The organism is Xenorhabdus sp. PR6a (assembly GCF_028599065.1).
GTDB classification, from domain to species: Bacteria; Pseudomonadota; Gammaproteobacteria; order Enterobacterales; family Enterobacteriaceae; genus Xenorhabdus; species Xenorhabdus doucetiae.
Map to the genome: position 1 here is coordinate 17,235 of NZ_JAQRFJ010000032.1, position 25,917 is coordinate 43,151.

Below are 25,917 nucleotides of genomic sequence, written 5' to 3' on the forward strand. Positions count from 1 at the left end.
ATTATGCTGTCAGCGGCGTGGTGTTAGCGGAAATAGTCTCAGTGGTCTGTGCCATCATAATTGAAGATAGGCAGCCCAAGACGGTAACGAATCGCAATCAGTCGTGCGGCCAGTCCTGCAACCAGGGTAATCAGGATAACGCTATTCGGCGGTAATGGTGTATGCAGCAAGGCGATATAGAGCCAGGCGGCGGCGAAAGAGACACCGGCATAAATCTCTTTTTGGAATACCAACGGGATGGTATTGCAAAACATGTCGCGCAATACACCGCCAAAAACGCCGGTAATAACGGCTGCAATGGCGGCAATGATCGGGCTGTAGTGCATATCCAACGCGATTTGCGCACCAATAATAGAGAAGACAATTAAACCAATGGCATCAAGAATGAGAAACAGACGGCGTAGGTGTTTCATCATGGGGGCAACCCAGATAGTGATTACGGCGGCACAGGCAACAGTCACGATATATTCTGGATTTTTTACCCAACCGAGGGGGTAGTGCCCCAAAATAATATCCCGGACGGTGCCGCCACCGATGGCTGTCACGGAAGCAATAATAATAACGCCGAAGACATCCATTTTTCGGCGACCTGCGGCTAAGGCGCCTGTCATGGCTTCAGCCGTAATACCAATGATATAAAGGACACTGAGTAGCATAAGTTTAATTAAATGGAATATAACGGATAAGTAATAGAGTACTGTCGAAATAATAACGTCTCGACTGAAATTTTTTAGCCGGATCTGAATAAAATTAGTTTTTCTTATCCGAAACATCGCAAAGTAAGGGTGAAAAATGGTGTTTAAGGAACGTCAGATTACATTTGATAGCCGTAGCCATCAGATAACTAATATAAATGTTTGGACGCCAGATAGCCAATGGCTGATATACGACGTTCGCCCTCATGGTGCTTCTTTTACCGGTTTAACGATAGAAAAAATTCATGTTAATCATGGGCAAACTAAAATTATCTATCAGGCAAAGGAGGGGGCTCATGTCGGTGTTGTGACGGTAAGTCCACAAGAACCTGTTCGTTATGCCTTTATTCACGGGCCAGAAAAACCGGATGGACAATGGCAATATGATTTTCATCATCGCCGTGGTGTCATTGTCTCCGATAGTCAGCCAAATGTAGCAATTAACATTGATGCAATGGATATTACTCCACCTTATACCGCTGGCGCTTTGCGGGGTGGAACCCATGTCCATGTTTTCAGCCCCGATGGCAGTCGTCTAAGTTTTACCTACAACGATCATGTGATGCATGAGTTAGATCCTGCGCTTGATTTACGTAATGTCGCGGTGGCTGTGCCTTTACGCGCTGTGATGCCAGTTAAAAAACATCCGAGGGAATATGGTGGCAGCTATTTTTCAGTTGTAGTTAGCGAAACGACGGCATATCCGCGCTCCGGAAGTGATGACATCAATCGCGCCTATGAAGAAGGGTGGGTTGGGCTGCGGGGATATCGCAAAAGTAATGGGCAATGGCAGCGTTGGGCACTGGCTTTTATTGGGGATACCTGCGGTGTCAGTGGTGAAAAAATCCCGGAAATTTACCGTGTTGATTTGCCTGAGAACGACAATGAGTATGCCATTGCGAGCTGTCAGCCTTTGGCGGGTACAGAAGCCACGTTGCCGGCACCACCTGCGGGAGTGAAACAGCAACGTTTAACGTTTACCCATGATAAACGCTGGCCGGGCGTGGTAAATGTTCCACGCCATTGGCTAAGAACATCGCCAGATGGCTGTAAGATCGGTTTTCTGATGAGAGATGAAGAGGGGGTTGTCCAGCTATGGTCTATCTCACCCAATGGTGGCGAACCAATGCAGATAACTTACGGCAAAAACAGCATACAATCTGCATTTAGCTGGGATAGCCGTGGGCGGTTTATTGCTTGTGTCTGTGACAATAGCGTTATGCTCTGTGATAGCCAGACTGGGAAAATGCAGCGTTTAACGGCGCGTACCGATGATGCACCTTGCGCTGATGCCATCGTGATATCACCGGATGATCGTTATGTCGCTTTTATGCGAGATATTGACGGTTACCGACAACTATTTGTTGTTGAAACAGGTCGTTGTTGAAACAGGTTGTTGTTGAAATAGGGAGTAATTGAAATAGGTATGGTTGACACAGGCATCGCGGCTAGCGATGCCCGATGACATGCTGGATCGTGTTTATTGTGACGCTGAATGACAACTAGGCATCATGATTAATGATGATATCTGGCGCAGGCTGCGTAACAGTGGAATTTTTATCCAGTTGCTCTATCCGATGTTTGGGGGATTGTTCTGCGTTATTTTGATCGGATCGGGCATAATCGTAGGGAAGCAGAAGCGTGTCCAGGAAGGCAGAAAACGGCAAGTCGAGCACAAGCAGCGGCTTCATAATCCACCCCGTTTTATCATCTTGCAGCATGCTAATATTGGCCTTTGCTCCGGAATAGTAACCTTGATAGGGGCCGTTATGGGTCATGATGCTGGAACAGCCCGTTACGAGTAGCCACCCTAATGCGATGCCTGGTAATAGAAATACTTTAATGTTTTTTATCATTTCCGTGATCTCAATGAGTTAATTTGCCAATGTTCAGATACTGTATTCGCTATTTAACGCCATTTTTCCAATGCATGACGGGGATAAACTTCACCCGTTAATATTCTTACTCTTTAATACTATTTACTATAGTCATGTTATACTCAGTTTGCTATAGCACTTATCGTTAAATTTTATCATTTTTTTGTGATGGGAGTTTAAACTTCTTTTTCAGATTCACTGTTTTGATAGAGATAACATTTAGTTGGGCTCAATAAACAGAGCAATAGCCTGACTGAATTTATTGATAATAACCATCGATCATTAAGGTTAATATTAGTTTGGTTCATATGCCTGTGATAATCAGCGTCTTGCGACCTGCAACTTGAAGTTGATGAGGGTATAGATATTTGTATTTGTTGAATGTTGATCTGTAGATTTCTGCCAGAAAATAAAAAGTTACCCTGAATAAAACGCCTTATATAAAAATATGCAAAGCATGCAATAAGTGGCGTAACACATTCTGCATAATTCTCTCCTGAGTGCTAAGTGAAAGGCAGCAAACTTTTGGCATTAGACAGGAGATGGATTGCATTCTTTGGGATTCATTAAACGTGCTTTAGATCACAGAATGTTGCTCAGTTGCCTTAATTTGGCTGCAATTTGAGATAGTAGAGGCAATTTAAAGTTAAAAATCCCTGCTTATTCAATTCATTATAATATTATTTTTCTGGTTAAATATAGGTAGTTCAGGGAAGGGATAAAAACAAGGATCGTTTTCCTTTCCTATGTGTGTGAGGAATTCTTTTGGGATTCTAATAACTACTGTCCTGTTCGCAGGTAAAAGTCCTCGTTATCATCTTGCTCCCTCCCCCTAAATGAGGGAGCTTTTTTTTATTTTTTGCCAACTGATTAAAGACAGCTTGCCATGCAGATCAGCATCCTGTTTCTTTATGGGCTATCTCAATCTCTTCAGACAGAATACGAATGCCTTCTTCGATCTTTTCAATATCAGGCACATAGTTCATGCGCATACATTGATGGGCGTGCGGCCAATCATGCTCTAGCCCCGGAAAGAAGAAATGCCCCGGCACCATCAGCACCTTCCGTTTTTTCAACCGCTGATAAAGCACTTCTGTCGTGATGGGTAAGTTTTTAAACCAGAGCCAGAGGAATATCGCCCCTTCCGGTTTATGGATCAGGCAGCGCTCTTCCGAGATGTGGCGACGAATGATTTCGATTACGTTGTCTACCCGCTGCTTGTAAAACGGCTGAATGACATTCTGTGACAGGCGGAACAGGTCATTGCGTTTAATCATTTCCAGCGCGATAGCCGGCCCAACGCCCCCAGGGGACAGGCTGATAATGCCATTCATGTTACTGACTGCACTGATGATTTTCTCATTAGCGATAATGATCCCGCAGCGGGAGCCCGGCAGACCCAATTTGGACAGGCTCATGCACAGAATAATATTGTGGTTCCACAACGGGGTTGCTTCGCTAAAAATAATACCGGGGAATGGCACGCCGTAGGCATTGTCTATCAGCAAGGGGATCTGGTGCTGCTGGGCCAAACCATCCAAACGCAGTAATTCTTCATCGGTGATCACGTTGCCTGTTGGATTGGTCGGGCGAGAGACGCAAATCAGGTTGATGTCTTCGGTAATATTCAGGTGATCGAAATCGACGTGATATTTGAATTGGCCGTTGGGCAGCAATTCAATATTCGGTTTATTGGCAACAAATAACCCTTCATCCAAACCGGAATCCGAATAACCAATATATTCTGGCGCAAGGGGAAACAAAACACGTTTCATTGAGCCGTCTTCAGCGCGACCCGCCAGTAAATTAAACAGATAGAAAAAGGCGCTCTGGCTGCCATTGGTCAGGGCGATGTTTTGTGGATGAATTTCCCAGCCGAGCTTTTCCCTTAACTCTTGGGCCAAAGCCGCTATCAAGGTGTTTTTTCCTTGTGGCCCGTCATAGTTGCACAGGGTTTCGCTTAATTGACCGTCTAACGCCATGTCAGTCAATATCTGCTGGAAATAATCATCCATTTCTGGGATATGTGCGGGGTTGCCGCCGCCCAACATAATGGCACCAGGGGTTCTCAAACCTTGGTTGAGATCAGTCATCAGACGGGTAATTCCCGAATCTTGTGTAAATTTGTTTCCGAATTGCGAAAATTTCATAGTGGCGTTTGCGTCTGTTTTTTGTATGAAAAGATTGTATGAGAAGAAAACACCATACCCTGCTCACTATCAGGGTGCAATGGAGTAAAACGGCTATACTGTGTTTTTATATTGCTTATTTGCGACACAAACAATTGACGAGGTGATCGTTGACCAAACCCGCTGCCTGCATAAACGCATAGCAAGTGGTGCTGCCGATAAATTTAAATCCCCGTTGTTTCAGTGCTTTTGAAAGTGCATCAGAAGTGGCTGTTTGAGCCGGAACGTCTGACAAGTTTTGCCAGTGATTAATCTGCGGGGAATCGTCAACGAAATGCCAGATAAACGTGCTGAAATCTTCACTTTGCTCAGCCATTTTCAGGTAGGCGCGGGCATTGTGAATAATCGCATTGATTTTGGCGCGATTACGCACGATAGCCGGTTCTGCCATCAGTTGCTCAACATCGGTTTCATCCATTTTGGCGATTTTGACCGGATCAAACTGATGGAAATACTGCCGATAGCCTTGCCGTTTTTTCAGGATCGTCAGCCATGATAAACCCGCTTGTTGCCCTTCCAGACAAATCAGTTCGAAAAGTTGCTGGCTATCTCTCAGTGGGTTTCCCCATTCATTATCGTGGTAGGCCAGATAATCAGGGTCGGATGTGACCCAACCGCAGCGAATCGTTTCCTTGCTCATAAATCGAATTTCACCTCAGGAAGTGGTTGATAATTACACCAATATTAGATGTATAAACATACAAGTAAAGCGGCTTGAATAAGATTTTTTTATACTGCGGCAAAATTGACAGGTGATCGGTACTGTATATCTTACGTTCGAAGGGTATACTGGCCTCTTTCGTTTAAATTCATATGTATCGCGTGCGGATTCAATATGCAAAAGTTTGATACCAAAACCTTTCAAGGGCTCATCCTGACATTACAGGATTACTGGGCGAATCAAGGCTGTACCATTGTCCAACCACTGGATATGGAAGTCGGCGCAGGAACCTCTCATCCGATTACCTGTTTGCGTGCTTTGGGGCCAGAGCCGATTGCCGCAGCTTATGTGCAACCTTCCCGTCGTCCGACTGACGGTCGTTACGGCGAAAACCCAAACCGTCTCCAGCACTACTACCAATTTCAGGTGATTATCAAGCCCTCTCCCGATAACATTCAGGAACTTTATCTGGGTTCCTTGAAAGCGTTAGGGCTAGATCCGACGGTTCATGATATCCGCTTTGTCGAAGATAACTGGGAAAACCCAACCCTGGGTGCTTGGGGCTTGGGCTGGGAAGTCTGGCTGAACGGCATGGAAGTGACCCAGTTCACCTATTTCCAGCAAGTGGGTGGCCTTGAGTGTAAGCCAGTGACCGGCGAGATTACTTACGGTCTGGAACGTCTGGCGATGTATATCCAGGGCGTGGACAGCGTTTACGATCTGGTCTGGAGCGATGGCCCGTTGGGTAAAACCACCTATGGTGATATTTACCATCAAAACGAGGTTGAACAATCGACTTACAACTTCGAACACGCCGATGTCGATTTCCTGTTTACCTGCTTTGAACAATACGAAAAAGAGGCGCAGGAATTACTGGCACTGGAAACGCCGCTGCCATTGCCAGCCTATGAGCGCATTCTGAAAGCGGGTCATACGTTCAATTTGCTGGATGCCCGCAAAGCGATTTCTGTGACTGAGCGTCAGCGCTATATCCTGCGCATCCGTACCCTGACCAAATCGGTTGCGGAGGCCTATTATGCCTCCCGCGAGGCGCTTGGCTTCCCGATGTGTAATAAGACTACTTTTAACAAGACCATTTGTAACAAGAACTAAGAGGCCATCATGATTCAACAGACTTTTCTTGTGGAAATTGGCACAGAAGAGCTGCCACCAAAGGCGCTGCGTTCGTTAGCTGAATCCTTTGCGGCCAATTTTGCAGCAGAACTGAATAATGCCAATCTGGGTCATGGTGAAATTAGCTGGTTTGCGGCACCTCGTCGTTTGGCACTGAAAGTCGCCAATCTGGCGGCAGCACAGGCTGATCGTGAAGTTGAAAAGCGTGGCCCGGCGATTGCTCAGGCATTTGATGCAGAAGGTAAACCGACCAAAGCTGCCGAAGGTTGGGCGCGTGGTTGCGGGATCACCGTTGATCAGGCTGAACGCATGGTCACGGACAAAGGGGAATGGTTGCTCTATCGCGCTCAGGTCAAAGGCCGTGAAGCCAAAGCCTTGCTGGCAGAGATGGTAAGTAGTGCTCTGGGCAAATTGCCGATCCCGAAACTGATGCGTTGGGGCGATAAAGAAACCCAGTTTGTGCGTCCGGTGCATACGGTCACCATGCTGTTGGGCAGTGAAGTGGTTGACGGCAACATTCTGGGTATTCAATCCGATCGCATTATTCGTGGTCACCGTTTTATGGGTGAAGCGGAATTTCACATTGAGAACGCAGAACAGTATCCCGCTATTTTGCAGGAGCGTGGCCGGGTTATCGCGGATTACGCAGCGCGTAAGGCGATCATTAAGCGTGATGCCGAACACGCCGCGACGCAACTGGGTGGTGTGGCGGATCTGAGCGATAGCCTGTTGGAAGAAGTGACTTCGCTGGTGGAATGGCCGGTTGTGCTGACGGCGAAATTCGAAGAAAAATTCTTGGATGTTCCTGCTGAAGCACTGGTTTACACCATGAAAGGCGACCAGAAATATTTTCCGGTTTACGATAAATCCGGCAAATTAATGGCAAACTTTATCTTTGTCACCAATATTGAGTCTTCTGATCTTCAGCAAATTATTTCCGGTAACGAAAAAGTGGTTCGCCCGCGTCTGGCGGATGCGGAATTCTTCTTCAAGACTGACCGTAAACAGCGCTTAGAAGACAATCTGCCTCGTTTGGAAACTGTCCTGTTCCAGAAACAATTGGGCACACTGCGTGACAAAACCGATCGCATTCAGGCGCTGGCTGGCTGGATTGCGGAAAAAATCGGTGCGGATGTCAATCATGCGACGCGCGCGGGGTTATTGTCCAAATGTGACCTGATGACCAATATGGTATTCGAATTCACCGATACGCAGGGCGTGATGGGCATGCACTATGCCCGCCATGATGGTGAAGCGGAAGATGTGGCACTGGCACTGAACGAGCAATATCAGCCACGTTTCTCCGGCGATGCCCTGCCATCAACCGGCGTTTCCTGTGCCGTTGCCATAGCCGATAAAATGGATACGCTGGCAGGGATCTTCGGGATTGGCCAGCATCCGAAAGGCGATAAAGACCCGTTTGCCCTGCGCCGTGCGGCACTGGGTGTTTTGCGTATTATCGTTGAGAAAAAACTGCCGCTCGACCTCCAGACGTTGGCAGAAGAAGCGGTGCGTCTGTACGGTGACAAGCTGACCAACGCAAAAGCGGTGGATGATGTGGTTGAGTTTATGCTCGGCCGTTTCCGCGCGTGGTATCAGGAACTGGGTTATAGCGTCGATACGATTCAGGCGGTACTGGCGCGTCGTCCGACCCAACCCGCAGACTTTGATGCCCGCATGAAAGCCGTGACTCACTTCCGTACTCTGGATGCAGCGGTATCTCTGGCGGCGGCGAATAAGCGTGTTTCCAACATTCTGGCGAAATCCGAAGAGCCGTTGAATGGCAGCGTTCAGGCTGCGGTATTGAAAGCGGCAGAAGAGATCCAACTGGCGACACATCTGGTGGTGCTGAAAGAAAAACTGGCGCCTCTGTTTGCCGAAAGCAACTATCAGGATGCACTGGTTGAATTGGCTTCCCTGCGTGAAGTGGTGGATGCGTTCTTCGACAACGTGATGGTGATGGATGAAGACCGCCAAGTCAGGATCAACCGCCTGACGCTGTTAAGTGAACTGCGTGACCTGTTCCTGCGTGTCGCGGATATTTCATTGCTCCAGTAATCCCTGATTGATGGGTTTAAGGCAAAGCCTCACTTTTAGGGTGGGGCTTTTTGTTGCCTGCGATACGTTGCGCAGGGTGAATTTTGGATGGTTTATCATCAAACAAGCACTTATCTTTAAAAAGATATTGACGGTATGCGGCGCTGGCAGTAAGATGCGCTTCGTTTTCGGCGAGTAGCGCAGCTTGGTAGCGCAACTGGTTTGGGACCAGTGGGTCGGAGGTTCGAATCCTCTCTCGCCGACCAGCATTCTGAAACCCTGCTTTTTTAAGCAGGGTTTTTTCTTATGTGTGGAATAATGTGTGATTCGGTCAGGTTGTATGTTTTTTGTTCTCTACATTTTCTTTATTGCATCCAAGGCAATTTCAATATCATAAATAGACAGTTTTTCACCAAAAGAAGCCCGCACAAATTTCTTATTTAATATGTTAGGCGCTAAAAATGGTGTATGTTGAGCAATTCCAGTCCATAAATTTACTCCTTGAGATCTTAATTTTCTCACTCCATCATCAGCAGAATAGTTTTTAAACTGAAATGCTGCTATACCTTTTATATCCAAATTAGGAAACAACACTTCAATGCTCTTAATTTTTTTTAGCTCTTCAAGAAAAAAAGTGAAGTTTTCATTATCGTAACATTTATCATTATTTCTTATTTTTAATGAATTGTTAAATCCACAGATAGAAACAAGATTCCTTTCTGTTCTTTCAAAGCGCTTTGCTGTATTTATAGTTAAAAATCTGTTGAAATTATCAACATACCCCGCATGAAGGTCAAAAAAATCATTACTAAGTTTAGCGGATAACTTTTTTGAAACAAATGCAAATCCTACCCCTCTGGGGCCGCAAAGAAATTTACGGCTAGCACCAGTAAGAAGATCACATTGTATTTTTTTTACATCAATAGGTATTTGTCCTATCGATTGGCATGCATCGACTATATAGATAATATTTTTATTTTTTAATATGTTTCCAATTTCTTCTATTGGACTAATGAGACCACAACAAGATGGCATATGTGTGATACTAACCATTGATACATTTTCAGACAGATTGTTTTTTATCCATTCCAAGTCAGGGGTAAGATTTGAAGTTGACGGAATTCGTCGCAATTTTAAATTGTACTTACTGGATAAAGATGAGAAGTATATTACATTAGCTGCGTATTCTGAATCACTAATCCATATTTCTGAATTTTCTTGAATGTGGAACATCCTAACTAGATTAATCCATGCATCTGTTGCACTAGTAAATAACGCTATCTCTTCTGGGTCGCAATTTATCAACTTAGAACAATTATTATAAACTTCATGATTTAGCAGAGCATCGTTATTTAATTCGGTTTCATAACTTCCTATTTCAAATTCAGATAATAAATAATCTTTCATAACCTCATGAGTTGAGGGGTGAATAATTCCTGATCCAGCAGTATTCATATGAACTATCATATTAAGCATTGTCCTTCCATAAATGTTTGTTTTTCTTTACACAAATTAAAAAAATAGAAATGAACACTAAAATTCCCCCAGCAAACAACCATGGAGAAATAAAATTATTTTCCATCATATAAAAAGCAATGGAGGGTGTTATGATAATACCTATATTAACGCCTGCAGAATAGAATCCCAAGTTTCTATCCACATTTTCAATGGAAGATATTCCGCTAATATAGTGTGTGATGGCAGGAAATATTATCATCTCACCTAAAGACCATAATATAGTGGCGATTATAAGGATAATAATACTATAGTTAGCGATCATTAACGAGAATCCTCCTCCAGCTAATAAGAGTCCGAAAATTAATGAAATTCTACTGTTTACATTATTCATTTTTTTATTAATAGGGATTTCAAACGCAATAACTAAAAAAGCATTAATAAAGAAAATAACACCGATAAAATAACTTGGAAGTGATGTGTAGTTTATCATATATGCAGAAAGAAATGTTGGCGGGAGTGCATATGCTATATGCACAGGCAAAACTGAAGAAAGAATAACAGCTAATCTTGGATAATGATATTTTCTATCCTCTATAATTTCACTTTCTTTTTTCACATAACTATTTTCATCAAATTCATTATAATTATTGTTAATGTATTTTCTAGATTTAATGGATAGAGAATAAAAAACAAGAGAAAAGAAAGTGAATATTGAATTGATAAAAAAAATAAATATGGGATTGACAGCGAATATAACTCCACCCGCAAGTGGACCAATAGCCATACCAATATTTATAGCAAGTCGATTACATGAAAATGCAATCTTTCTTGTGGCATGATCTGAATATGAAACAGTTTCTGAATAAGCCGCTGGAGTGAAAGATTCGTAACTGATTCCCCATAGAAAAGAAAATATAACTATAGTGTAATAAGAGTCTAAAAAGGGAATCATAAATAATATAATTGATGTAAATAATAATGAAGATATAATAACTTTACTGGAACTGAATTTTTTAATGAAATATCCAATGATAAGATCACAAAGTAAGGCTCCAGCACCAAAAACACCAACTAATATACCAGCCTGAATTGCACTTAATGATTTTTCTTGTATAAGATAAGCGGCAAAAAATGGGAACCCCATGGTCCCCATTCTGAATGAAAGAGTTGCAAAAAACAAAGATCGAAGCTTTATGTTCAATCCACGAATAGTTGCTATTGTATCAAACATTTAATTCATATACTCCATCTTTAATAGAATCAATTTTTTTATAATCATTTTCTATGGCAGTTATATCGTCAGAGAAAACAAATATCCTTAATGGGCTCGATAAAAGATCTATGGTAGGTGTTATCTTTTTACCTATACCATATTTTACGCTTAATTTAAAAACTGTATTTAAGTCTTTTATCTCATTTACTGCACCTTCATTAATATTTGAAATAACTCCATGAAGTTTTGTTGATGTATTTAAGACGCATGCTTCTTTTGATTTTTTATATTTTTTACCAGAGAAGTTTTTTAAGAATCTATCAGGTGAACAATAAGCAATATAAGTTATTCTGGCTTGATTATTACCTAATGCTATATCATGAAAATCAGGCTCCATATTTCCATTTAGACGAGCGCCTATTTCTACCAATACAGGCCCATCGTTAGTTAATATAACCTCTGCATGAGCGGGTCCATTCATTATGTTTAGGGCAGGTAATACCTGATATATGTAATCAATAAGCAGCTTTGCCTCATGAGAATCCTCATCAATTAATACATCTCTATCATATATTTTCTTTCCCCCTGGAACCATTTTCTTTACATACTTCCAGATTCCGCAAATATAAACTTCTCCATGGCAACTTACAGTGTCAACGATATATTCGTCACCATCAAGGAACGATTGAGCCAATATTTCTTTATTCTTAACACCAAAGATATCATTGTTTTTTAATACAGTATCACATGCCTTGCTAACATCCTTCTCATTAAAACAAATAGTTACACCGTCAGTTGACGCTGAACTTAATGGTTTCACTACACATGGATATCCACTTTTTTTATTAATCCAATCAATAATATCTTCTTTATTGGATGATTTAATTTGATGTGCTGTTTTAATATCACTTCTACGAAGTGTTTCAATCATGTCATATTTGTTTCTCCTGGAACTTGACAGTTTAGTTCCATTCGAATTTTTTAAATTAAGTGATTCACTTAATAAATCAGCTAAAGTTACGCCAGGTTCTTGCCCAGCAATAACTGCAATCACTTTTTTTTCTTTCAAGCAATTTACAATGTTATCTAAGTTAGAGCCGATATAAACTAAGTTCATTTCATATTCAGATAAGTTAGGTCCTAACATTGATGGCATCAGTTCAGGAGTACTTTGTATATGAATGAGCGATATCCCGTTCTCTTTAAAGAAACGGGGCAAAAAATTACCACTAGAATAAACGTCAACTAAAGCAACATATTCTTTCATAGCATCTTTCCATCTGTTTTTTCACATATTAGTATTGATGATTATATAACTCACTGTTTTTATTATTTAAATGAATATCTATAAACGCTTGATAAATATTTTCTGGGTGCTCCGCCAAACGATGCATAAAATGCAAATACCAATTGTAACCGTACACGCACGAAATCCGTGGTTTAATTGTTAACAACTCTCTGGAGCTTTTTATCAGTTCAGGCTTTACACCATGAAGCATTTCATGTTCTCCTTTCTTATGTATTCCTTCTTCTCGAATCATCTCTACCAGTTTTGGGTCTTGGGTAGCATAAGAAAATATATTATTATTATCAGCTATATTTCTTAAAAGTGTCAAATATCTTTTGTCAAGTATTTCCCCCCTAGGGAGAGAAATATTTTCAGATTCATCATATACTCCCTTCACTAATCTAATTTTGCATCCCGTTTTAATAACGTCTGCTAAATCATCACTAGTTCTATTTAATTGCGCTTGTAATGTTATACCTAAGTTGCTAAATTTTTTTCTGAGGATAAAGAAAATGTCAAGGATAATGTCAGTCCATTTAGACCTTTCCATACTGATAATTATTGATATGTCTTTTTTTATTGCTTTTTCACAAATTTTTTCACAGTTTAGAATAGCGAGTTCTTTTGATATGCCTGAACCAAGATTAGATAAGTCAAATCCTAATTGGGGCTTGATATAAGCTCCTTCTTCTATATTATCAATTAGATTGATATATTCATTAACTACCGTATTTATCTCAGAGATAGAGGAGGCTTCTTCTCCAGCAAACTCTATTCCAGTATTATAACCAATACACTCTAATTTTTTTAATTTTTCAAATAGTTCAAAATGGTTTTCGCCTACAATATATCTATTTGCCGCAGGCCTTAGAAAATCTTGAAAAATTTTTGATGAAATAAAAAGTTCCCTGAAAAAATGGTCCCCTGCAAGGATTTTAAGTGCACGGGTTGTCATTTTTTTCTGTTCATAATTATTCATTAATAACCTCTTTTTTGATATGAAATAGTTTAATTTTTAGATAGAATATATTTTGCGAAACTTTTATTAGTATCATTTATATTATTTGATTCTTTATATTTCCTATATTTTTTTGCGTAGCTAAGAAGCGTTTCTTCATTTTTATTCTTGCGTGTAAATATTCCTCCCCATAAATTGTCCCACTTGGCATAATTAGGGTCATTCATAAGATGCATGTGTGCTTTTTTCATATTCCAATGAGGGATGCCTGGGTGCAAATGATGAACTAAATGATAATTATCATCATGTCTTCCAAAAAAGAAATTCTCCCACCATGCTCCATTACGATTTCTCGTTAGTAATAATACCTCATCTTCAGATTCAGGTAGTGGATAATGTTCAGAAAGCTCTGCTATCCACCCTATTGCGACAGCAAATGTAAATAATGGAACTAACCAAAAAGCAATAAAATATAATATGATTTCAAAATAGATACATGCAGATACAATAACAATCCAATACAATAAAAATGGAATTATTTCTTTTTTTCCTTCTTTCTTCTTTCCTTCCTGTATCTTTACTCTATCTTTTATAATATATTGTATATATTTTAAAGTCCTGTAGCCTGATAGTATTAATAGGATGTTTTTTATGAAAAATTAAATATCCAGATAAATAGGTTCCTGCAATATAATTCAGTGTTTTGTTTTTAGCTAATATATGATGAGATGATTCATGTAATATATTAGCTAAAGCTCTTTGTGTTGATCCAATCATAAACAATGATATGGGATAAAACCAATAACTCACTCCAAGTGTTAAATATATTGAGATAGCTATGAGGGAATAGTCTTTCAAGATAGCGATAAGCCAATGATAATTATCTTGTTTACATAAAGACTTTAGTCCTCTAATTACATCTTTTGATATCTTATAGTTATTAGATAACTCCAAATTTTCTGGCGTCATAACTTTTCCTTATTAATTAAAAGTTACATCTCAACATTTATAATGTATTTTCATCAGATAAAATCAAAAAGTTACTTCTTTAACTAAAACATATAATTTAATCAATAAACTTACCCGCAGAGTTACAGTTTTACCAGTAAGTATTATTTAGATTTCATATGATCATTACCCCACATTAATAGTTTTATAAGAAATATTAATTTTATGTCATCATCTAAATATTTTAGCAATATAATTTATGATTCACCCATATAAATAACAAGTGGGTTACATAAATGCAACAGCCAAGAGGAGATATGTAATAACTTTATTTGTAATTTTTTTAACATTTTTCGATACTCTTTAAAAGAGAAAATTGGAGATAATAAAAATATTTATAGTGATAAAAGCATATAATATTATATGGTGATTAAAATAATGAAAATTTGTTATCCCAAAGTGCTTTAATCTTGCATGGAAAAGTATTTTTTTCCAGCTATGCGGTTTGTTTCATTTAAATCGTCTAAATTTAAGCCGCTTCCTCCGTTTAGCGGGGTTATTGTTCTATTCCAATTAATTTTTTCATAAATCATATTGATTATTATTTAAGCAATCGGTCACAAATTCAAAAATTCTCATTACCAGCGTTTAATTCTTCCTATTTGATTAATTTCTAGTTGATTTGTCTATTTCATGTGCTTCTTGTCATGTTTTTCAACCAATTTTGTTAATAATTTTTTGCTTTTATGTTCTTCTGATGTTTCTCGCTTTATGTGTGACCATGTTGACGGCAGGCATAACAATTGATTAATTGACAAGCGAAAAGATAACAAAACAAGCAACATCACAAACGGGGTGCAAGTAATGACGATTTTCAAGAAAAAACAGTCCAGTTTGTTAAAGCTGGGGGTCGGTCTTGTTGCATTGGCTGTGACAGCCAGTATTCAGGCCAAGACGCTGGTTTATTGCTCTGAAGGTTCTCCTGAAGGCTTCAACCCGCAGCTATTCACTTCTGGTACAACTTATGATGCCACTTCCAGACCGATCTATAACCGTCTGGTGGATTTTAAAGTAGGCACAACGAGTATTATTCCAAGCCTGGCCGAAAGCTGGGATGTGAGTGATGAGGGTAAGGTTTATACCTTCCATTTGCGCAAAGGGGTGAAATGGCACAGCAGTAAGGAATTCAAACCTACCCGTGATTTTAATGCGGATGATGTGATTTTTACTTTTATGCGTCAGAAAGATAAAAATCATCCGTACCATAATGTCTCAGGCGGCAGCTACGAATATTTCATTGGCATGGATATGGGGAATATCATCAACAAAATAGAAAAAGTGGATGACTATACCGTTCGCTTTGAACTGTCACGCTCTGAGGCACCTTTTATCGCCAATCTGGCGATGGATTTTGCTTCGATCCTGTCCAAAGAGTATGCCGATGTGATGATGAAAGCGGGCACACCAGAGAAAGTTGACCTCAATCCGATTGGTACCGGCCCATTCCAGCTCGTGCAATACCAAAAAGACTCCCGCATTCTCTATAAGGCATTTAAGGATTATTGGGAAGGGCCAGCGAAAATTGACCGCTTAGTCTTCTCCATTACGCCTGATGCTTCTGTCCGCTATGCCAAATTACAGAAAAATGAATGTCAGGTGATGCCGTATCCAAACCCGGCGGATATCGCCCGGATGAAACAAGATAAAAATATTGTCTTGATGGAAGAGGCGGGTTTGAACGTGGGTTACCTCTCTTTCAATGTGACCAAGCCGCCACTGGATAACGTGAAAGTGCGTCAGGCACTGGCAATGGCAGTGAACAAAGACGCTATTCTTGAGGCGGTGTATCAGGGCGCAGGGCAGAAAGCGAAAAACCTGATCCCTCCTACCATGTGGGGTTATAACGACGATATCAAAGATTACAGCTATGATCCCGCTAAGGCCAAGGCGCTGTTGAAGGAAGCGGGTTTATCGGATGGTTTCGAAACCGATCTGTGGGCGATGCCGGTACAGCGCCCGTATAACCCGAATGCCCGTCGCATGGCGGAAATGATTCAGGCTGATTGGGCGAAAATTGGCGTGAAGGCCAAGATTGTCAGTTATGAGTGGGGTGAATACCTGAAACGTGCCAAAGATGGTGAACCGAAAACGGTCATGATGGGATGGACAGGGGATAACGGCGATCCTGATAACTTCTTCGGCACCCTGTTTAGCTGTGCTGCCAAAGAAAGAGGCTCCAACTATTCTAAATGGTGTTACAAACCCTTTGAGGACATTATCCAGCCAGCACGTGAAACTGCGGATGTCAATAAGCGCACGGAACTGTATAAACAGGCACAGGTTGTCATGCATGAACAAGTCCCCGCATTGATCATTGCTCACTCCACGGCTTATGAACCCGTCCGTAAAGAAGTAAAAGGCTATTTGGTTGATCCCCTTGGCAGACACCTTTTCTACCAAGTTGATCTCAAATAATTCTTGCTATTGAACTGTTGTGATTAACCATCCCCCGGATTTTTCTGTGGGGATGGTTTCGCTTCTCTGATGGGCAAGTCGACTTTGTATCACACCAAGCGGCCCAAAGAGCCGTAACTGGTATCTAAAAAGAGAAATCAGGATATGCTGCAATTTATCCTCCGACGTCTGGGGTTAGTCATCCCAACGTTTATTGGTATTACGCTGCTGACTTTTGCGTTTGTGCATATGATCCCCGGCGATCCCGTACTGATTATGGCGGGAGAACGGGGTATTTCTGCCGAGCGTCATGCCGAGTTAATGGCGGCAATGGGGCTGGATAAGCCTCTCTGGGAGCAATATCTTCATTACATCAATGGCGTACTGCATGGGGATTTGGGGATCTCGTTAAAAAGCCGCATCCCTGTCTGGGATGAGTTTGTCCCGCGCTTTAAAGCAACGTTTGAATTGGGCATCTGTGCCATGCTGTTTGCCATCTCCGTCGGGATCCCGGTCGGGGTATTGGCGGCCGTCAAACGGGGTTCGGTCTTCGATCACACCGCGATTGGCCTGTCATTAACCGGCTATTCCATGCCGATTTTCTGGTGGGGGATCATGCTGATTATGCTGGTTTCCGTCCAGTGGAACTTAACGCCCGTTTCCGGCCGGATCAGCGATAGCGTATTCCTTGATGACAGCTATCCCCTGACGGGTTTTATGCTGATTGATACGCTGATTTGGGGGGAGGAAGGGGATTTCACTGATGCGGTCATGCACATGGTCCTGCCCGCGATTGTGTTGGGAACGATCCCGTTAGCCGTGATTGTGCGTATGACTCGCTCCGCCATGCTGGAAGTGTTGGGCGAAGATTATATTCGGACTGCCCGTGCAAAAGGGCTGAGCCGCCTGCGTGTCATTATTGTCCATGCGCTGCGTAATGCGTTGTTACCGGTCGTCACGGTGATTGGCCTGCAAGTGGGCATCATGTTGGCGGGTGCCATTCTGACCGAAACGATTTTTTCATGGCCGGGATTGGGGCGTTGGCTGATTGATGCCCTGCAACGCCGTGACTATCCGGTCGTACAGGGGGGCGTATTACTGGTCGCAACCATGATTATTCTGGTCAATCTGGTGGTTGATTTGTTGTATGGCATCGTCAATCCGCGCATTCGTCATAAGAAATAAGGAACACATGATGACTCAAACAACTGAGCCGGTCGTATCGGGTGCGCCGAAATTAATGACGCCGATACAGGAATTTTGGCACTACTTTAAACGTAATAAAGGCGCTGTCATTGGCCTTGTCTATATTGTCCTGATGCTGCTGATTGCATTATTGGCCGGGATATTGGCGCCGCACGGTCCGGCAGAACAGTTTCGTGATTCCTTGCTGATGCCGCCGGTATGGCAGGAAGGCGGAAGCTGGCAATTTCTCCTCGGCACGGACGATGTGGGGCGCGATATTCTGTCCCGCCTGATGTATGGCGCTCGTCTTTCCTTGCTGGTGGGCTGTCTGGTGGTGGTGATGTCACTCATCATGGGCGTCATTCTGGGGCTATTGGCGGGGTATTTCGGCGGCGTGGTGGATACCATGATCATGCGCATCGTCGATATCATGTTGGCTTTGCCAAGCCTGCTGTTGGCACTGGTGCTGGTGGCGATCTTTGGCCCGTCAATTGTCAATGCGTCATTGGCACTGACTTTCGTCGCCTTGCCGCACTATATCCGCCTGACAAGGGCGGCGGTACTGGTGGAAGTCAACCGCGATTATGTGACGGCTTCCCAAGTGGCGGGGGCGGGAGCCATACGCCAGATGTTTATCAATATCCTGCCAAACTGCCTTGCGCCGTTGATTGTGCAGGCGTCATTAGGGTTTTCAAACGCCATTCTCGATATGGCTGCCTTAGGGTTTCTGGGCATGGGGGCACAGCCACCAACCCCAGAATGGGGCACCATGCTGGCCGATGTTTTGCAATTTGCCCAGAGTGCGTGGTGGGTGGTGACCTTTCCAGGGCTGGCGATCCTGCTGACCGTATTGGCGTTTAACCTGATGGGGGACGGGCTGCGCGATGCACTTGATCCCAAGCTCAAGCAGTAGGGGTATTGTGATATGGCATTATTGAATGTAGACCAATTATCGGTGCACTTCGGGGATGAAGGTGCACCATTCCGCGCCGTTGACCGTATCAGCTATCGTATTGAGCAGGGAGAGGTTGTCGGCATTGTGGGGGAATCCGGTTCAGGTAAGTCAGTCAGTTCACTGGCGATTATGGGGCTGATTGATTATCCGGGCAAAGTCATGGCCGAAAAACTGGAGTTTGATGGTCGTGACCTGACCAAAATTTCAGAAAAACAGCGCCGTCAGTTGGTGGGGGCGGAAGTGGCGATGATTTTCCAAGATCCCATGACCAGTCTGAATCCGTGCTACACCGTCGGTTATCAGATTATGGAAGCCTTAAAAGTCCATCAGGGTGGCAATCGGAAAACGCGACACCAGCGGGCAATCGACTTATTGACTCTGGTGGGTATTCCCGATCCGGCCTCTCGCCTGGAGGTTTATCCGCATCAATTATCGGGGGGGATGAGTCAGCGCGTCATGATTGCGATGGCGATCGCATGTCGGCCGAAACTTTTGATTGCCGATGAACCGACGACGGCGCTGGATGTCACCATTCAGGCACAAATCATCGAACTGTTGCTGGAATTGCAGCAGAAGGAAAACATGGCATTACTTTTGATAACCCATGACTTGGCGTTGGTGGCAGAGGCGGCTCACCATATTATTGTGATGTATGCCGGGCAGGTGGTGGAAATGGGTAAAGCGACGGAAATCTTCCGCGCACCACGCCATCCTTATACACAGGCATTATTGCGGGCATTGCCGGAATTTGCGGTAGACAAATCCCGTCTGGCATCGTTGTCCGGTGTCGTTCCCGGAAAATATGACCGCCCGGCAGGGTGTCTGCTTAACCCTCGCTGCCCTTATGCCAATGCGCATTGCCGTCAGGAAGAACCACCCTTGCAAACGGTGAGAGATCGTCAGGTTAAATGTCATATGCCGCTGGATGATGAGGGGAGGCCAACAGTATGAGTGTTCAGCAAAACAGAGAACAGGAAAAGTCCACATCATCTTCTTTAAGGGGCAGCGCCCCTTTACTAAAAGCCACCGAATTGAAGAAATATTATCCGGTAAAAACCGGCTTATTCTCGCCTGAACGTATGGTCAAGGCGTTGGATGGTGTCTCATTTGAATTGGAAAAAGGCAAAACGCTGGCGGTTGTTGGCGAATCGGGTTGTGGAAAATCCACATTAGGTCGCCTGTTGACCATGATTGAAAAACCGACGGATGGAGAACTTTATTATCTGGGGCAAGATCTCTTGGTGCCAAATAAAGAAGCAGAAAAATTGCGTCGGCAGAAAATCCAGATCGTATTTCAAAATCCTTACGCTTCCTTAAATCCCCGTAAAAAAGTGGGGCAGATTTTGGAAGAGCCGTTGTTGATTAATACGTCATTGACGGCGGCCGAACGCAGGGAAAAGGTCTTGCAGATGATGGCGAAAGTGGGATTAAAGCCGGAACATTACTCACGTTATCCACATATGTTTTCGGGAGGACAGCGTCAGCGTATCGCCATTGCTCGGGGGTTGATGTTAAACCCAGACGTGGTGATTGCCGATGAACCCGTTTCGGCATTGGATGTTTCGGTGCGAGCGCAGGTTTTGAACCTGATGATGGATTTGCAGCAGGATCTGGGATTATCTTACGTTTTTATCTCCCATGATCTTTCGGTTGTTGAGCATATTGCGGATGAAGTGATGGTGATGTATCTGGGGCGTTGTGTTGAAAAAGGCAGTCGGGAGATGATTTTCAACCATCCGCGTCATCCTTACACCCAGGCGCTGTTGTCGGCGACGCCTCGCTTGAACCCTGAACTGCGTCGTGAGCGCATTAAGCTAACGGGAGAATTGCCAAGCCCGATGAATCCGCCTCCGGGGTGTGCTTTTGCTGCCCGTTGTCGTCGGGCATTGAGTCAATGTACTCAATTTCAACCTAAATTGAAGCAATATGGCGGACAACAGATTGCGTGCTTCGCGGTCGAACAGGATGAAAATTCAGCCGCCTAATCCTATCTTGACCGTGGTGTTATAGCCCGGTCATTTTTCTCCATTGCATTCATCAAAATAAGACGGTCGCAAGTAAAATCAAGTATACTCACTCACATTGTTAAGATGTGCAGGTCAGTATTTTCACTATTATTGATTTGGTATGGGTTTGGTATTGGTTTGGATAAGATGAAATTGCGTGTCAAACGTTCGTTAACCATTAAACAAATGGCCGCAGTGACAGGTGTCACTTTGGTTACCATTGCCATTTTCATCACCATCCAATTATTTCACTTATTGCAGCAGCGGAAAGAGGATTATATCAGTCAACTTAACAATGCAGCTGTACAGATCCAGACGCCTTTGGCTGAAGCGTTGTTGAGTTCAGATCTCAATAAAGCAAAAACCCTGTTGATTGGATTGAAGACCTCCGGCATTCTGGGGCGAGCCGATGTACTATTACCGAATAACATGCGGGTAATGAGTTTGGATTTTGCCACTCATCGTCCCATACCTGAACTGGCAAAGCAGGTTTTTGGTATTCCCGTTGAGGTCAATATTCCTCTCTATGTTTATGGTGTTGCGCCAAAAACCGCAGAGTCGCAGGGGCACCTTATTTTGCAGGTTGATTCCAATCGGGTGTATCGTTTTGCCTTGAATACACTTGCATTAATGTTAACCACTTATTTATTACTTGCGCTTATTCTCACGGTGTCGATAAGCTGGTGCGTAAATCGCATTATCATCCATCCATTGCGCGATGTTGCGCGGGAACTGAATGGAGAACAGCCGCCAGAACCGATGTCTTGCCCTAAAAGCCATCAGGATGATGAACTGGGATTGCTGGTAAAAGGCTATAATCGTCAGGTTAATAAGCAGAAAACACCATCAAAATGAAACCTTACAAGATGAATAACGGTCTAATCCGGGATGATAATCTCTGGGTATAGCTGATTATCTTAGGTTTTGCCGGATAAAATTAAACAGGTAGGGGTAAGTGAGCATGCTGGGCAACAAAATCGGGTATCTTATTGGTGGTGCGATCCTCGCTACGACTTGTCTGGCACAGGCTGAGACTTTGCAGCCTGATCCAGCCTGGCAACAAGGTAAACTTGAAAATGGATTTAGCTGGCAAATCCTGCAAACACCACAACGGCCTAATGACAGAATACAGTTGCGGTTACTGGTCAAGACTGGCTCATTGACCGAGAAAAACCTGCAACGGGGCTACACCTACCTTATTCCGAAAATCGTCTTATCCAGCAGTAAAGATTTATCATCACAACAATTGGAAAACCTGTGGCGCAATGCGATAGAGACTAAAAACCCTTTTCCCCCTGCCATTGTTTCCTATGATTTCACCCTGTATAGCCTGAGCCTGCCGAATAATCGTCCCGAACTGTTGCAAGATGCATTGATATGGTTGTCCGACATTGCGGGTGGCGCGGTATTTACCCCGCAAACACTGGCACTGGCCATGAAAACAGATGAACATTCTGTGACAACATTTCCATCCGATATTCAAGATCCGGTGTGGCGTATGTGGCTGCAAGGCTCGACACTTATCGATCATGATCCGGGGATGCCGGTATCCGTGCCTGTGGATGCGAAAAAAGTCGAAAATTTTTATCATCAATGGTACACGCCGGATGTGATGACCCTGTATATCGCGGGGCATGTTGACAACCGATCGCTGTCCGAGCGGGTTAATCAGGTATTTGCATCATTGGCGGGAAAACGGCAGACACCAGCTCCTGTCCCGACTTTGCTGCCGCTGAAAGCAGCAACGATTGGCGTAGAGAGTGATAAAGCCAAACAAGATCGCCTGTCCTTAACCTGGAACCTGAATTGGTCGCCAATGAATAATTCACAAGCCTTGACCCAGTATTGGTTGAGTGACCTGACGCGTGAAGCGCTTTATCGTTACCTGCAATTGGGGCTTAAGGATAAGCAGGGTGACATGCAATTGGGTCTGGATTGCCGTGTGCTATACCAACAGGCGAACTGCTCATTAAATCTGGATGCGCCGACGGATAAGCTGATGGAATCCACGTTGTATCTGGCTTCTCAACTGTCATCCTTGCGGGAAAATGGCTTGCCGCAGGCACAATTTGATGAACTCTATGCTCAGAAGCGCAATCAACTCCAGCAGCTATTTGCCATGTATGCCCGCACCGATACCGAAGTTTTGATTAACCAACGTCTATTGTCACAGCAAAATAATGTGATCGATATCGCGCCTGAGCAATTCCAGCGGCTAAGGCAGGCATTTTTGTCCGCCCTGACGCCACAACTTTTGGATAAAAAACTAAAAGAGATACTGTCTCAAGAAATCTCTTTTATTCTGGTGCAGCCAAAAGGTGAGGCAGCGGTTGATGTTAATCAAATCAAAAATAGCTTTAACCAGATTATGAGACCAGGGCCACTGCCGGAAAAGTCGCAAGAACCCGAAACAGTGAACGGTGGGGAGTAAGAGAGCAGACAGGGGCTGAGGCCAATTTGTGAACAATTTTCTCTTGGTGTAATCTCCCTGTCATATTCAGGTATTACCCTTGGCGTTATTTTCAGAACTCGTCTCAGGAAATTAATCACGCATGTCTGGTTTTTCACGAAGAGAAATGTTGCGGGCTGTCACCATCGGCGTTGCGTATTCATTACTGCCGGCTTCGATTCGTAAGGCGCTGGCCATACCCGCGAACAACCGTACCGGCACCCTTGATGATGTGGAACATGTGGTCATTTTGATGCAGGAAAACCGCTCCTTCGACCATTATTTTGGTACGTTGCCTGGCGTACGTGGCTTCAGCGACCGCATTACTCTTCCACTCCTTGATGGTCGCAATATCTGGCAACAACAAGGAAAAGGACGGCTGGTCTTGCCTTATCATCTGGATAGCCGGCGCGGCAATGCACAGCGGGCTGGGGGGACGCCTCACTCCTGGATTGATGAACACTTAGCCTGGGGCAGTGGCCGTATGAGTGACTGGCCAACCTATAAGACCACGACTTCAATGGGGTATTACCGCCAAACCGAGCTGCCGTACCAATTTGCTCTGGCTAACACTTTTACCCTATGTGATGCATACCACTGTTCGATTCATGCAGGCACCGATCCCAACCGTCTGTTTCTCTGGACGGGTACCAATGGTCCCAGCGCCGCTAATGTTGCCGCCGTGGTCAATGAGTGGGATGGCCCGGGCTCTGCGGAAGTAGGATATACGTGGAAAACCTATCCTGAACGATTGGAAGAGAGCGGCATTAGCTGGAAAATTTATCAATACCTGCCGGATAACTTCGGCGATAACCCGCTGGCGGGTTTTCGCCAGTACCGTGCTGCCAGTGTCATGGCCGGTAATCCGGCACAGCCGCCGGAAGGTTTCAGCGACTTTGTGCCCTATAGTGATGAACTAAATGAGAAGATCCCGCTGTATAAGGGCAACGGCAACACACTGCCGGCGGCCAGCGGTGACGATCTGGAGACGATACTGGCCGGTTTTCGCGCCGACGTGCAGCAGGGCAAGTTGCCGCAGGTAAGCTGGATTGTCGCGCCGGCGGCTTATAGTGAGCATCCGGGACCTTCCTGCCCGGTACAGGGTGGCTGGTTCACCCAAGAGATCCTCAATGCGCTGACAGACGACCCGCAAGTGTGGAGCAAGACGGTATTGCTGGTGAATTACGACGAGAATGATGGCTTTTTCGATCACATGCCTTCACCCTCTGCGCCGTCACTACGGGAAGATGGCAGTTTTGCCGGCAAGTCCACAGTACCGTTCGATACCGAGATCTTCCAGCACGTTGCCCCACAGGGATCGCAGTATCAACCGTCACCAGACGGGCGCATTTATGGTCCCGGACCGCGAGTACCGATGCTGGTTCTGTCGCCCTGGAGCCGCGGAGGTTGGGTCAACTCACAGGTGTTCGACCACACCTCGGTGCTACAATTTCTGGAAAAGCGCTTTCGGGTACGCGAACCGAACATTAGCGCCTGGCGGCGTGCAGTGTGTGGCGATCTCACTTCAGCATTCAATTTTGTCAATCCCAACCATGAAATACTTCCTCGCCTGCCTGCCATCACGCGCCATACAGCAGACGGCTTGCGCCGGAGTCAGGAAAAGTTACCTCCCGTACCCTTGCCGGAGACCGGACACCAGCACTTGCCGCATCAACGGCGGCTGGCTCGTCCTTCCCGCGCGTTGCCTTACCGGCTTAATGTTGAAGCCTCGGCTCATCCCGATAAACGTTTGTTGACACTGCGCTTTCATAACACGGGTGAACAGGGTGTGGTCTTCCACGTTTACGACAAGCTGCATCTGGATCAGATCCCGCGGCGTTACACTGTCGAAGCAGGTAAGTCGCTCAGCGATGACTGGCAGACGGCAGATCACTATGACCTCTGGCTGCTGGCTCCCAACGGTTTTCACCGAGCGTTAAGCGGTTCACTGGCACAGTGGCAGCCCGAAGTCAGACAAATCATGAATGATACCTGTCTGCAACTGGTAGTGAGCAATCCGGGTGACAGAACGGTGAAGATCACCATAACGCGCTGTCCTTATACGTTGCGGGGGCCGTGGCACATTGAACTGCCGGCGGGAAGCTATCACAGCCAGACTTTTGATACCCGCCCCAGCGGTGGCTGGTACGATATCTCACTAAAAGGATCGCACGGCTGGCACCACCGCTTAGCTGGCAGGCTGGAAAATGGTGGGCACAGCGTCAGCGATCCGCTGATGGGGAAAGTGTGAGAAAATTGATTATTGCTTCACTTCGGAGGGCTTTATCGTGATTTTTTGACCATGTAATTCACAATCGTCAATAATCTGAATAACCCCTTCTTTAGCCCATAAAGCTTGTGCCTATCCAATATACCTATTTTATGATGTTAATAAATGTATGATTTATTA

The 25,917-nt window shown here is 44.2% G+C and carries 21 protein-coding genes and 1 tRNA gene; 12 read left to right on the forward strand and 10 right to left on the reverse strand.

The features are described from left to right. Window positions 1–38: 38 nt before the first annotated feature. The gene (locus tag PSI15_RS10300) at window positions 39–656 is read right to left on the reverse strand and encodes a trimeric intracellular cation channel family protein (RefSeq protein ID WP_273583463.1); all 618 of its coding nucleotides are present in this window, start codon (window positions 654–656) and stop codon (window positions 39–41) included. A gap of 136 nt (window positions 657–792) precedes the next feature. Between PSI15_RS10300 and PSI15_RS10305 the strand changes: the two genes are divergently transcribed. Then, entirely contained in the window at window positions 793–2,082 is a 1,290-nt protein-coding gene (locus tag PSI15_RS10305; protein ID WP_273583464.1) for a DUF3748 domain-containing protein, read from the forward strand. Between the two features lie 115 nt (window positions 2,083–2,197). Here PSI15_RS10305 and PSI15_RS10310 read toward each other — a convergent pair whose 3' ends face one another. From PSI15_RS10310 to PSI15_RS10320, 3 genes are all read right to left on the reverse strand, one after another. Continuing rightward, window positions 2,198–2,548 carry a YceK/YidQ family lipoprotein gene (locus tag PSI15_RS10310; protein WP_273583480.1) on the reverse strand — a complete coding sequence of 117 codons (351 nt, stop codon included), beginning with the start codon at window positions 2,546–2,548 and terminating at the stop codon, window positions 2,198–2,200. 917 nt (window positions 2,549–3,465) lie between these two features. Then, entirely contained in the window at window positions 3,466–4,722 is a 1,257-nt protein-coding gene (locus PSI15_RS10315; RefSeq protein WP_273583465.1) for a valine--pyruvate transaminase, read from the reverse strand. Window positions 4,723–4,837: 115 nt separating this feature from the next. Continuing rightward, window positions 4,838–5,401, reverse strand: a complete 564-nt coding sequence (locus PSI15_RS10320; RefSeq protein ID WP_273583466.1) for a DNA-3-methyladenine glycosylase I — start codon at window positions 5,399–5,401, stop codon at window positions 4,838–4,840. A 195-nt stretch (window positions 5,402–5,596) separates the two neighbouring features. Between PSI15_RS10320 and glyQ the strand changes: the two genes are divergently transcribed. The 3 genes from glyQ (at window position 5,597) to PSI15_RS10335 (ending at window position 8,859) form a co-directional block, all read left to right on the forward strand. After that, window positions 5,597–6,535, forward strand: a complete 939-nt coding sequence (glyQ, locus tag PSI15_RS10325; RefSeq protein WP_273583467.1) for a glycine--tRNA ligase subunit alpha — start codon at window positions 5,597–5,599, stop codon at window positions 6,533–6,535. Window positions 6,536–6,544: 9 nt separating this feature from the next. Next, window positions 6,545–8,614: a glycine--tRNA ligase subunit beta gene (glyS, locus tag PSI15_RS10330; RefSeq protein WP_273583468.1), complete on the forward strand. Its 2,070-nt coding sequence runs from the start codon at window positions 6,545–6,547 to the stop codon at window positions 8,612–8,614. Between the two features lie 168 nt (window positions 8,615–8,782). Further along, window positions 8,783–8,859: transfer RNA gene (locus PSI15_RS10335), tRNA-Pro, on the forward strand. An 88-nt stretch (window positions 8,860–8,947) separates the two neighbouring features. Here PSI15_RS10335 and PSI15_RS10340 read toward each other — a convergent pair. Genes PSI15_RS10340 through PSI15_RS10365 form a run of 6 tightly spaced genes read right to left on the reverse strand, consistent with a single transcriptional unit; the run spans window position 8,948 to window position 14,479 of the window. Beyond that, window positions 8,948–10,048, reverse strand: a complete 1,101-nt coding sequence (locus PSI15_RS10340) for an aminotransferase class V-fold PLP-dependent enzyme (RefSeq protein ID WP_273583469.1) — start codon at window positions 10,046–10,048, stop codon at window positions 8,948–8,950. A 13-nt stretch (window positions 10,049–10,061) separates the two neighbouring features. Next, a complete protein-coding gene (locus PSI15_RS10345) occupies window positions 10,062–11,282 on the reverse strand; it encodes an MFS transporter (RefSeq protein ID WP_273583470.1) in 1,221 nt (406 codons plus the stop codon). Beyond that, window positions 11,275–12,531 carry an ATP-grasp domain-containing protein gene (locus tag PSI15_RS10350; protein WP_273583471.1) on the reverse strand — a complete coding sequence of 419 codons (1,257 nt, stop codon included), beginning with the start codon at window positions 12,529–12,531 and terminating at the stop codon, window positions 11,275–11,277. Before PSI15_RS10350 ends, PSI15_RS10345 begins: the two co-directional genes overlap by 8 nt. A 28-nt stretch (window positions 12,532–12,559) precedes the next feature. After that, complete coding sequence (locus PSI15_RS10355; RefSeq protein ID WP_273583472.1) at window positions 12,560–13,531, reverse strand: proline dehydrogenase family protein; 972 nt, start codon at window positions 13,529–13,531, stop codon at window positions 12,560–12,562. A gap of 29 nt (window positions 13,532–13,560) precedes the next feature. Beyond that, the gene (locus PSI15_RS10360) at window positions 13,561–14,034 is read right to left on the reverse strand and encodes a fatty acid desaturase (RefSeq protein WP_337928650.1); all 474 of its coding nucleotides are present in this window, start codon (window positions 14,032–14,034) and stop codon (window positions 13,561–13,563) included. Window positions 14,035–14,092: 58 nt separating this feature from the next. Next, the gene (locus PSI15_RS10365) at window positions 14,093–14,479 is read right to left on the reverse strand and encodes a hypothetical protein (RefSeq protein WP_273583473.1); all 387 of its coding nucleotides are present in this window, start codon (window positions 14,477–14,479) and stop codon (window positions 14,093–14,095) included. Window positions 14,480–15,322: 843 nt separating this feature from the next. Here PSI15_RS10365 and dppA point away from each other — a divergent pair. The 8 genes from dppA (at window position 15,323) to PSI15_RS10405 (ending at window position 25,758) form a co-directional block, all read left to right on the forward strand. After that, window positions 15,323–16,933, forward strand: coding sequence for a dipeptide ABC transporter periplasmic-binding protein DppA (dppA, locus tag PSI15_RS10370; protein ID WP_273583474.1), 1,611 nt, complete (start codon window positions 15,323–15,325; stop codon window positions 16,931–16,933). Between the two features lie 144 nt (window positions 16,934–17,077). After that, entirely contained in the window at window positions 17,078–18,097 is a 1,020-nt protein-coding gene (gene dppB / locus PSI15_RS10375; protein ID WP_045973124.1) for a dipeptide ABC transporter permease DppB, read from the forward strand. 10 nt (window positions 18,098–18,107) lie between these two features. Further along, window positions 18,108–19,010, forward strand: coding sequence for a dipeptide ABC transporter permease DppC (dppC, locus tag PSI15_RS10380; protein ID WP_273583482.1), 903 nt, complete (start codon window positions 18,108–18,110; stop codon window positions 19,008–19,010). Window positions 19,011–19,022: 12 nt separating this feature from the next. Further along, entirely contained in the window at window positions 19,023–20,003 is a 981-nt protein-coding gene (gene dppD, locus PSI15_RS10385) for a dipeptide ABC transporter ATP-binding protein (RefSeq protein WP_273583475.1), read from the forward strand. Next, on the forward strand, window positions 20,000–21,037 hold the full coding sequence (gene dppF, locus PSI15_RS10390; RefSeq protein WP_273583476.1) for a dipeptide ABC transporter ATP-binding subunit DppF: 1,038 nt from the start codon (window positions 20,000–20,002) through the stop codon (window positions 21,035–21,037). Before dppD ends, dppF begins: the two co-directional genes overlap by 4 nt. A 168-nt stretch (window positions 21,038–21,205) precedes the next feature. Continuing rightward, on the forward strand, window positions 21,206–21,913 hold the full coding sequence (locus PSI15_RS10395) for a HAMP domain-containing protein (protein WP_273583477.1): 708 nt from the start codon (window positions 21,206–21,208) through the stop codon (window positions 21,911–21,913). Window positions 21,914–22,019: 106 nt separating this feature from the next. Further along, window positions 22,020–23,489: an insulinase family protein gene (locus tag PSI15_RS10400; RefSeq protein WP_273583478.1), complete on the forward strand. Its 1,470-nt coding sequence runs from the start codon at window positions 22,020–22,022 to the stop codon at window positions 23,487–23,489. Window positions 23,490–23,610: 121 nt separating this feature from the next. Next, entirely contained in the window at window positions 23,611–25,758 is a 2,148-nt protein-coding gene (locus PSI15_RS10405; RefSeq protein ID WP_273583479.1) for a phosphocholine-specific phospholipase C, read from the forward strand. Window positions 25,759–25,917 lie beyond the last annotated feature (159 nt).

Bases quoted from the DNA above. Each gene is read 5' to 3' on its own strand.
- PSI15_RS10300 (WP_273583463.1), bottom strand. From the start codon at position 656: ATGCTACTCAGTGTCCTTTATATCATTGGTATTACGGCTGAAGCCATG.
- PSI15_RS10305 (WP_273583464.1), top strand. From the start codon at position 793: ATGGTGTTTAAGGAACGTCAGATTACATTTGATAGCCGTAGCCATCAG.
- PSI15_RS10315 (WP_273583465.1), bottom strand. From the start codon at position 4,722: ATGAAATTTTCGCAATTCGGAAACAAATTTACACAAGATTCGGGAATT.
- PSI15_RS10320 (WP_273583466.1), bottom strand. From the start codon at position 5,401: ATGAGCAAGGAAACGATTCGCTGCGGTTGGGTCACATCCGACCCTGAT.
- glyQ (WP_273583467.1), top strand. From the start codon at position 5,597: ATGCAAAAGTTTGATACCAAAACCTTTCAAGGGCTCATCCTGACATTA.
- glyS (WP_273583468.1), top strand. From the start codon at position 6,545: ATGATTCAACAGACTTTTCTTGTGGAAATTGGCACAGAAGAGCTGCCA.
- PSI15_RS10340 (WP_273583469.1), bottom strand. From the start codon at position 10,048: ATGAATACTGCTGGATCAGGAATTATTCACCCCTCAACTCATGAGGTT.
- PSI15_RS10345 (WP_273583470.1), bottom strand. From the start codon at position 11,282: ATGTTTGATACAATAGCAACTATTCGTGGATTGAACATAAAGCTTCGA.
- PSI15_RS10350 (WP_273583471.1), bottom strand. From the start codon at position 12,531: ATGAAAGAATATGTTGCTTTAGTTGACGTTTATTCTAGTGGTAATTTT.
- PSI15_RS10355 (WP_273583472.1), bottom strand. From the start codon at position 13,531: ATGAATAATTATGAACAGAAAAAAATGACAACCCGTGCACTTAAAATC.
- PSI15_RS10365 (WP_273583473.1), bottom strand. From the start codon at position 14,479: ATGACGCCAGAAAATTTGGAGTTATCTAATAACTATAAGATATCAAAA.
- dppA (WP_273583474.1), top strand. From the start codon at position 15,323: ATGACGATTTTCAAGAAAAAACAGTCCAGTTTGTTAAAGCTGGGGGTC.
- dppB (WP_045973124.1), top strand. From the start codon at position 17,078: ATGCTGCAATTTATCCTCCGACGTCTGGGGTTAGTCATCCCAACGTTT.
- dppC (WP_273583482.1), top strand. From the start codon at position 18,108: ATGACTCAAACAACTGAGCCGGTCGTATCGGGTGCGCCGAAATTAATG.
- dppD (WP_273583475.1), top strand. From the start codon at position 19,023: ATGGCATTATTGAATGTAGACCAATTATCGGTGCACTTCGGGGATGAA.
- dppF (WP_273583476.1), top strand. From the start codon at position 20,000: ATGAGTGTTCAGCAAAACAGAGAACAGGAAAAGTCCACATCATCTTCT.
- PSI15_RS10395 (WP_273583477.1), top strand. From the start codon at position 21,206: ATGAAATTGCGTGTCAAACGTTCGTTAACCATTAAACAAATGGCCGCA.
- PSI15_RS10400 (WP_273583478.1), top strand. From the start codon at position 22,020: ATGCTGGGCAACAAAATCGGGTATCTTATTGGTGGTGCGATCCTCGCT.
- PSI15_RS10405 (WP_273583479.1), top strand. From the start codon at position 23,611: ATGTCTGGTTTTTCACGAAGAGAAATGTTGCGGGCTGTCACCATCGGC.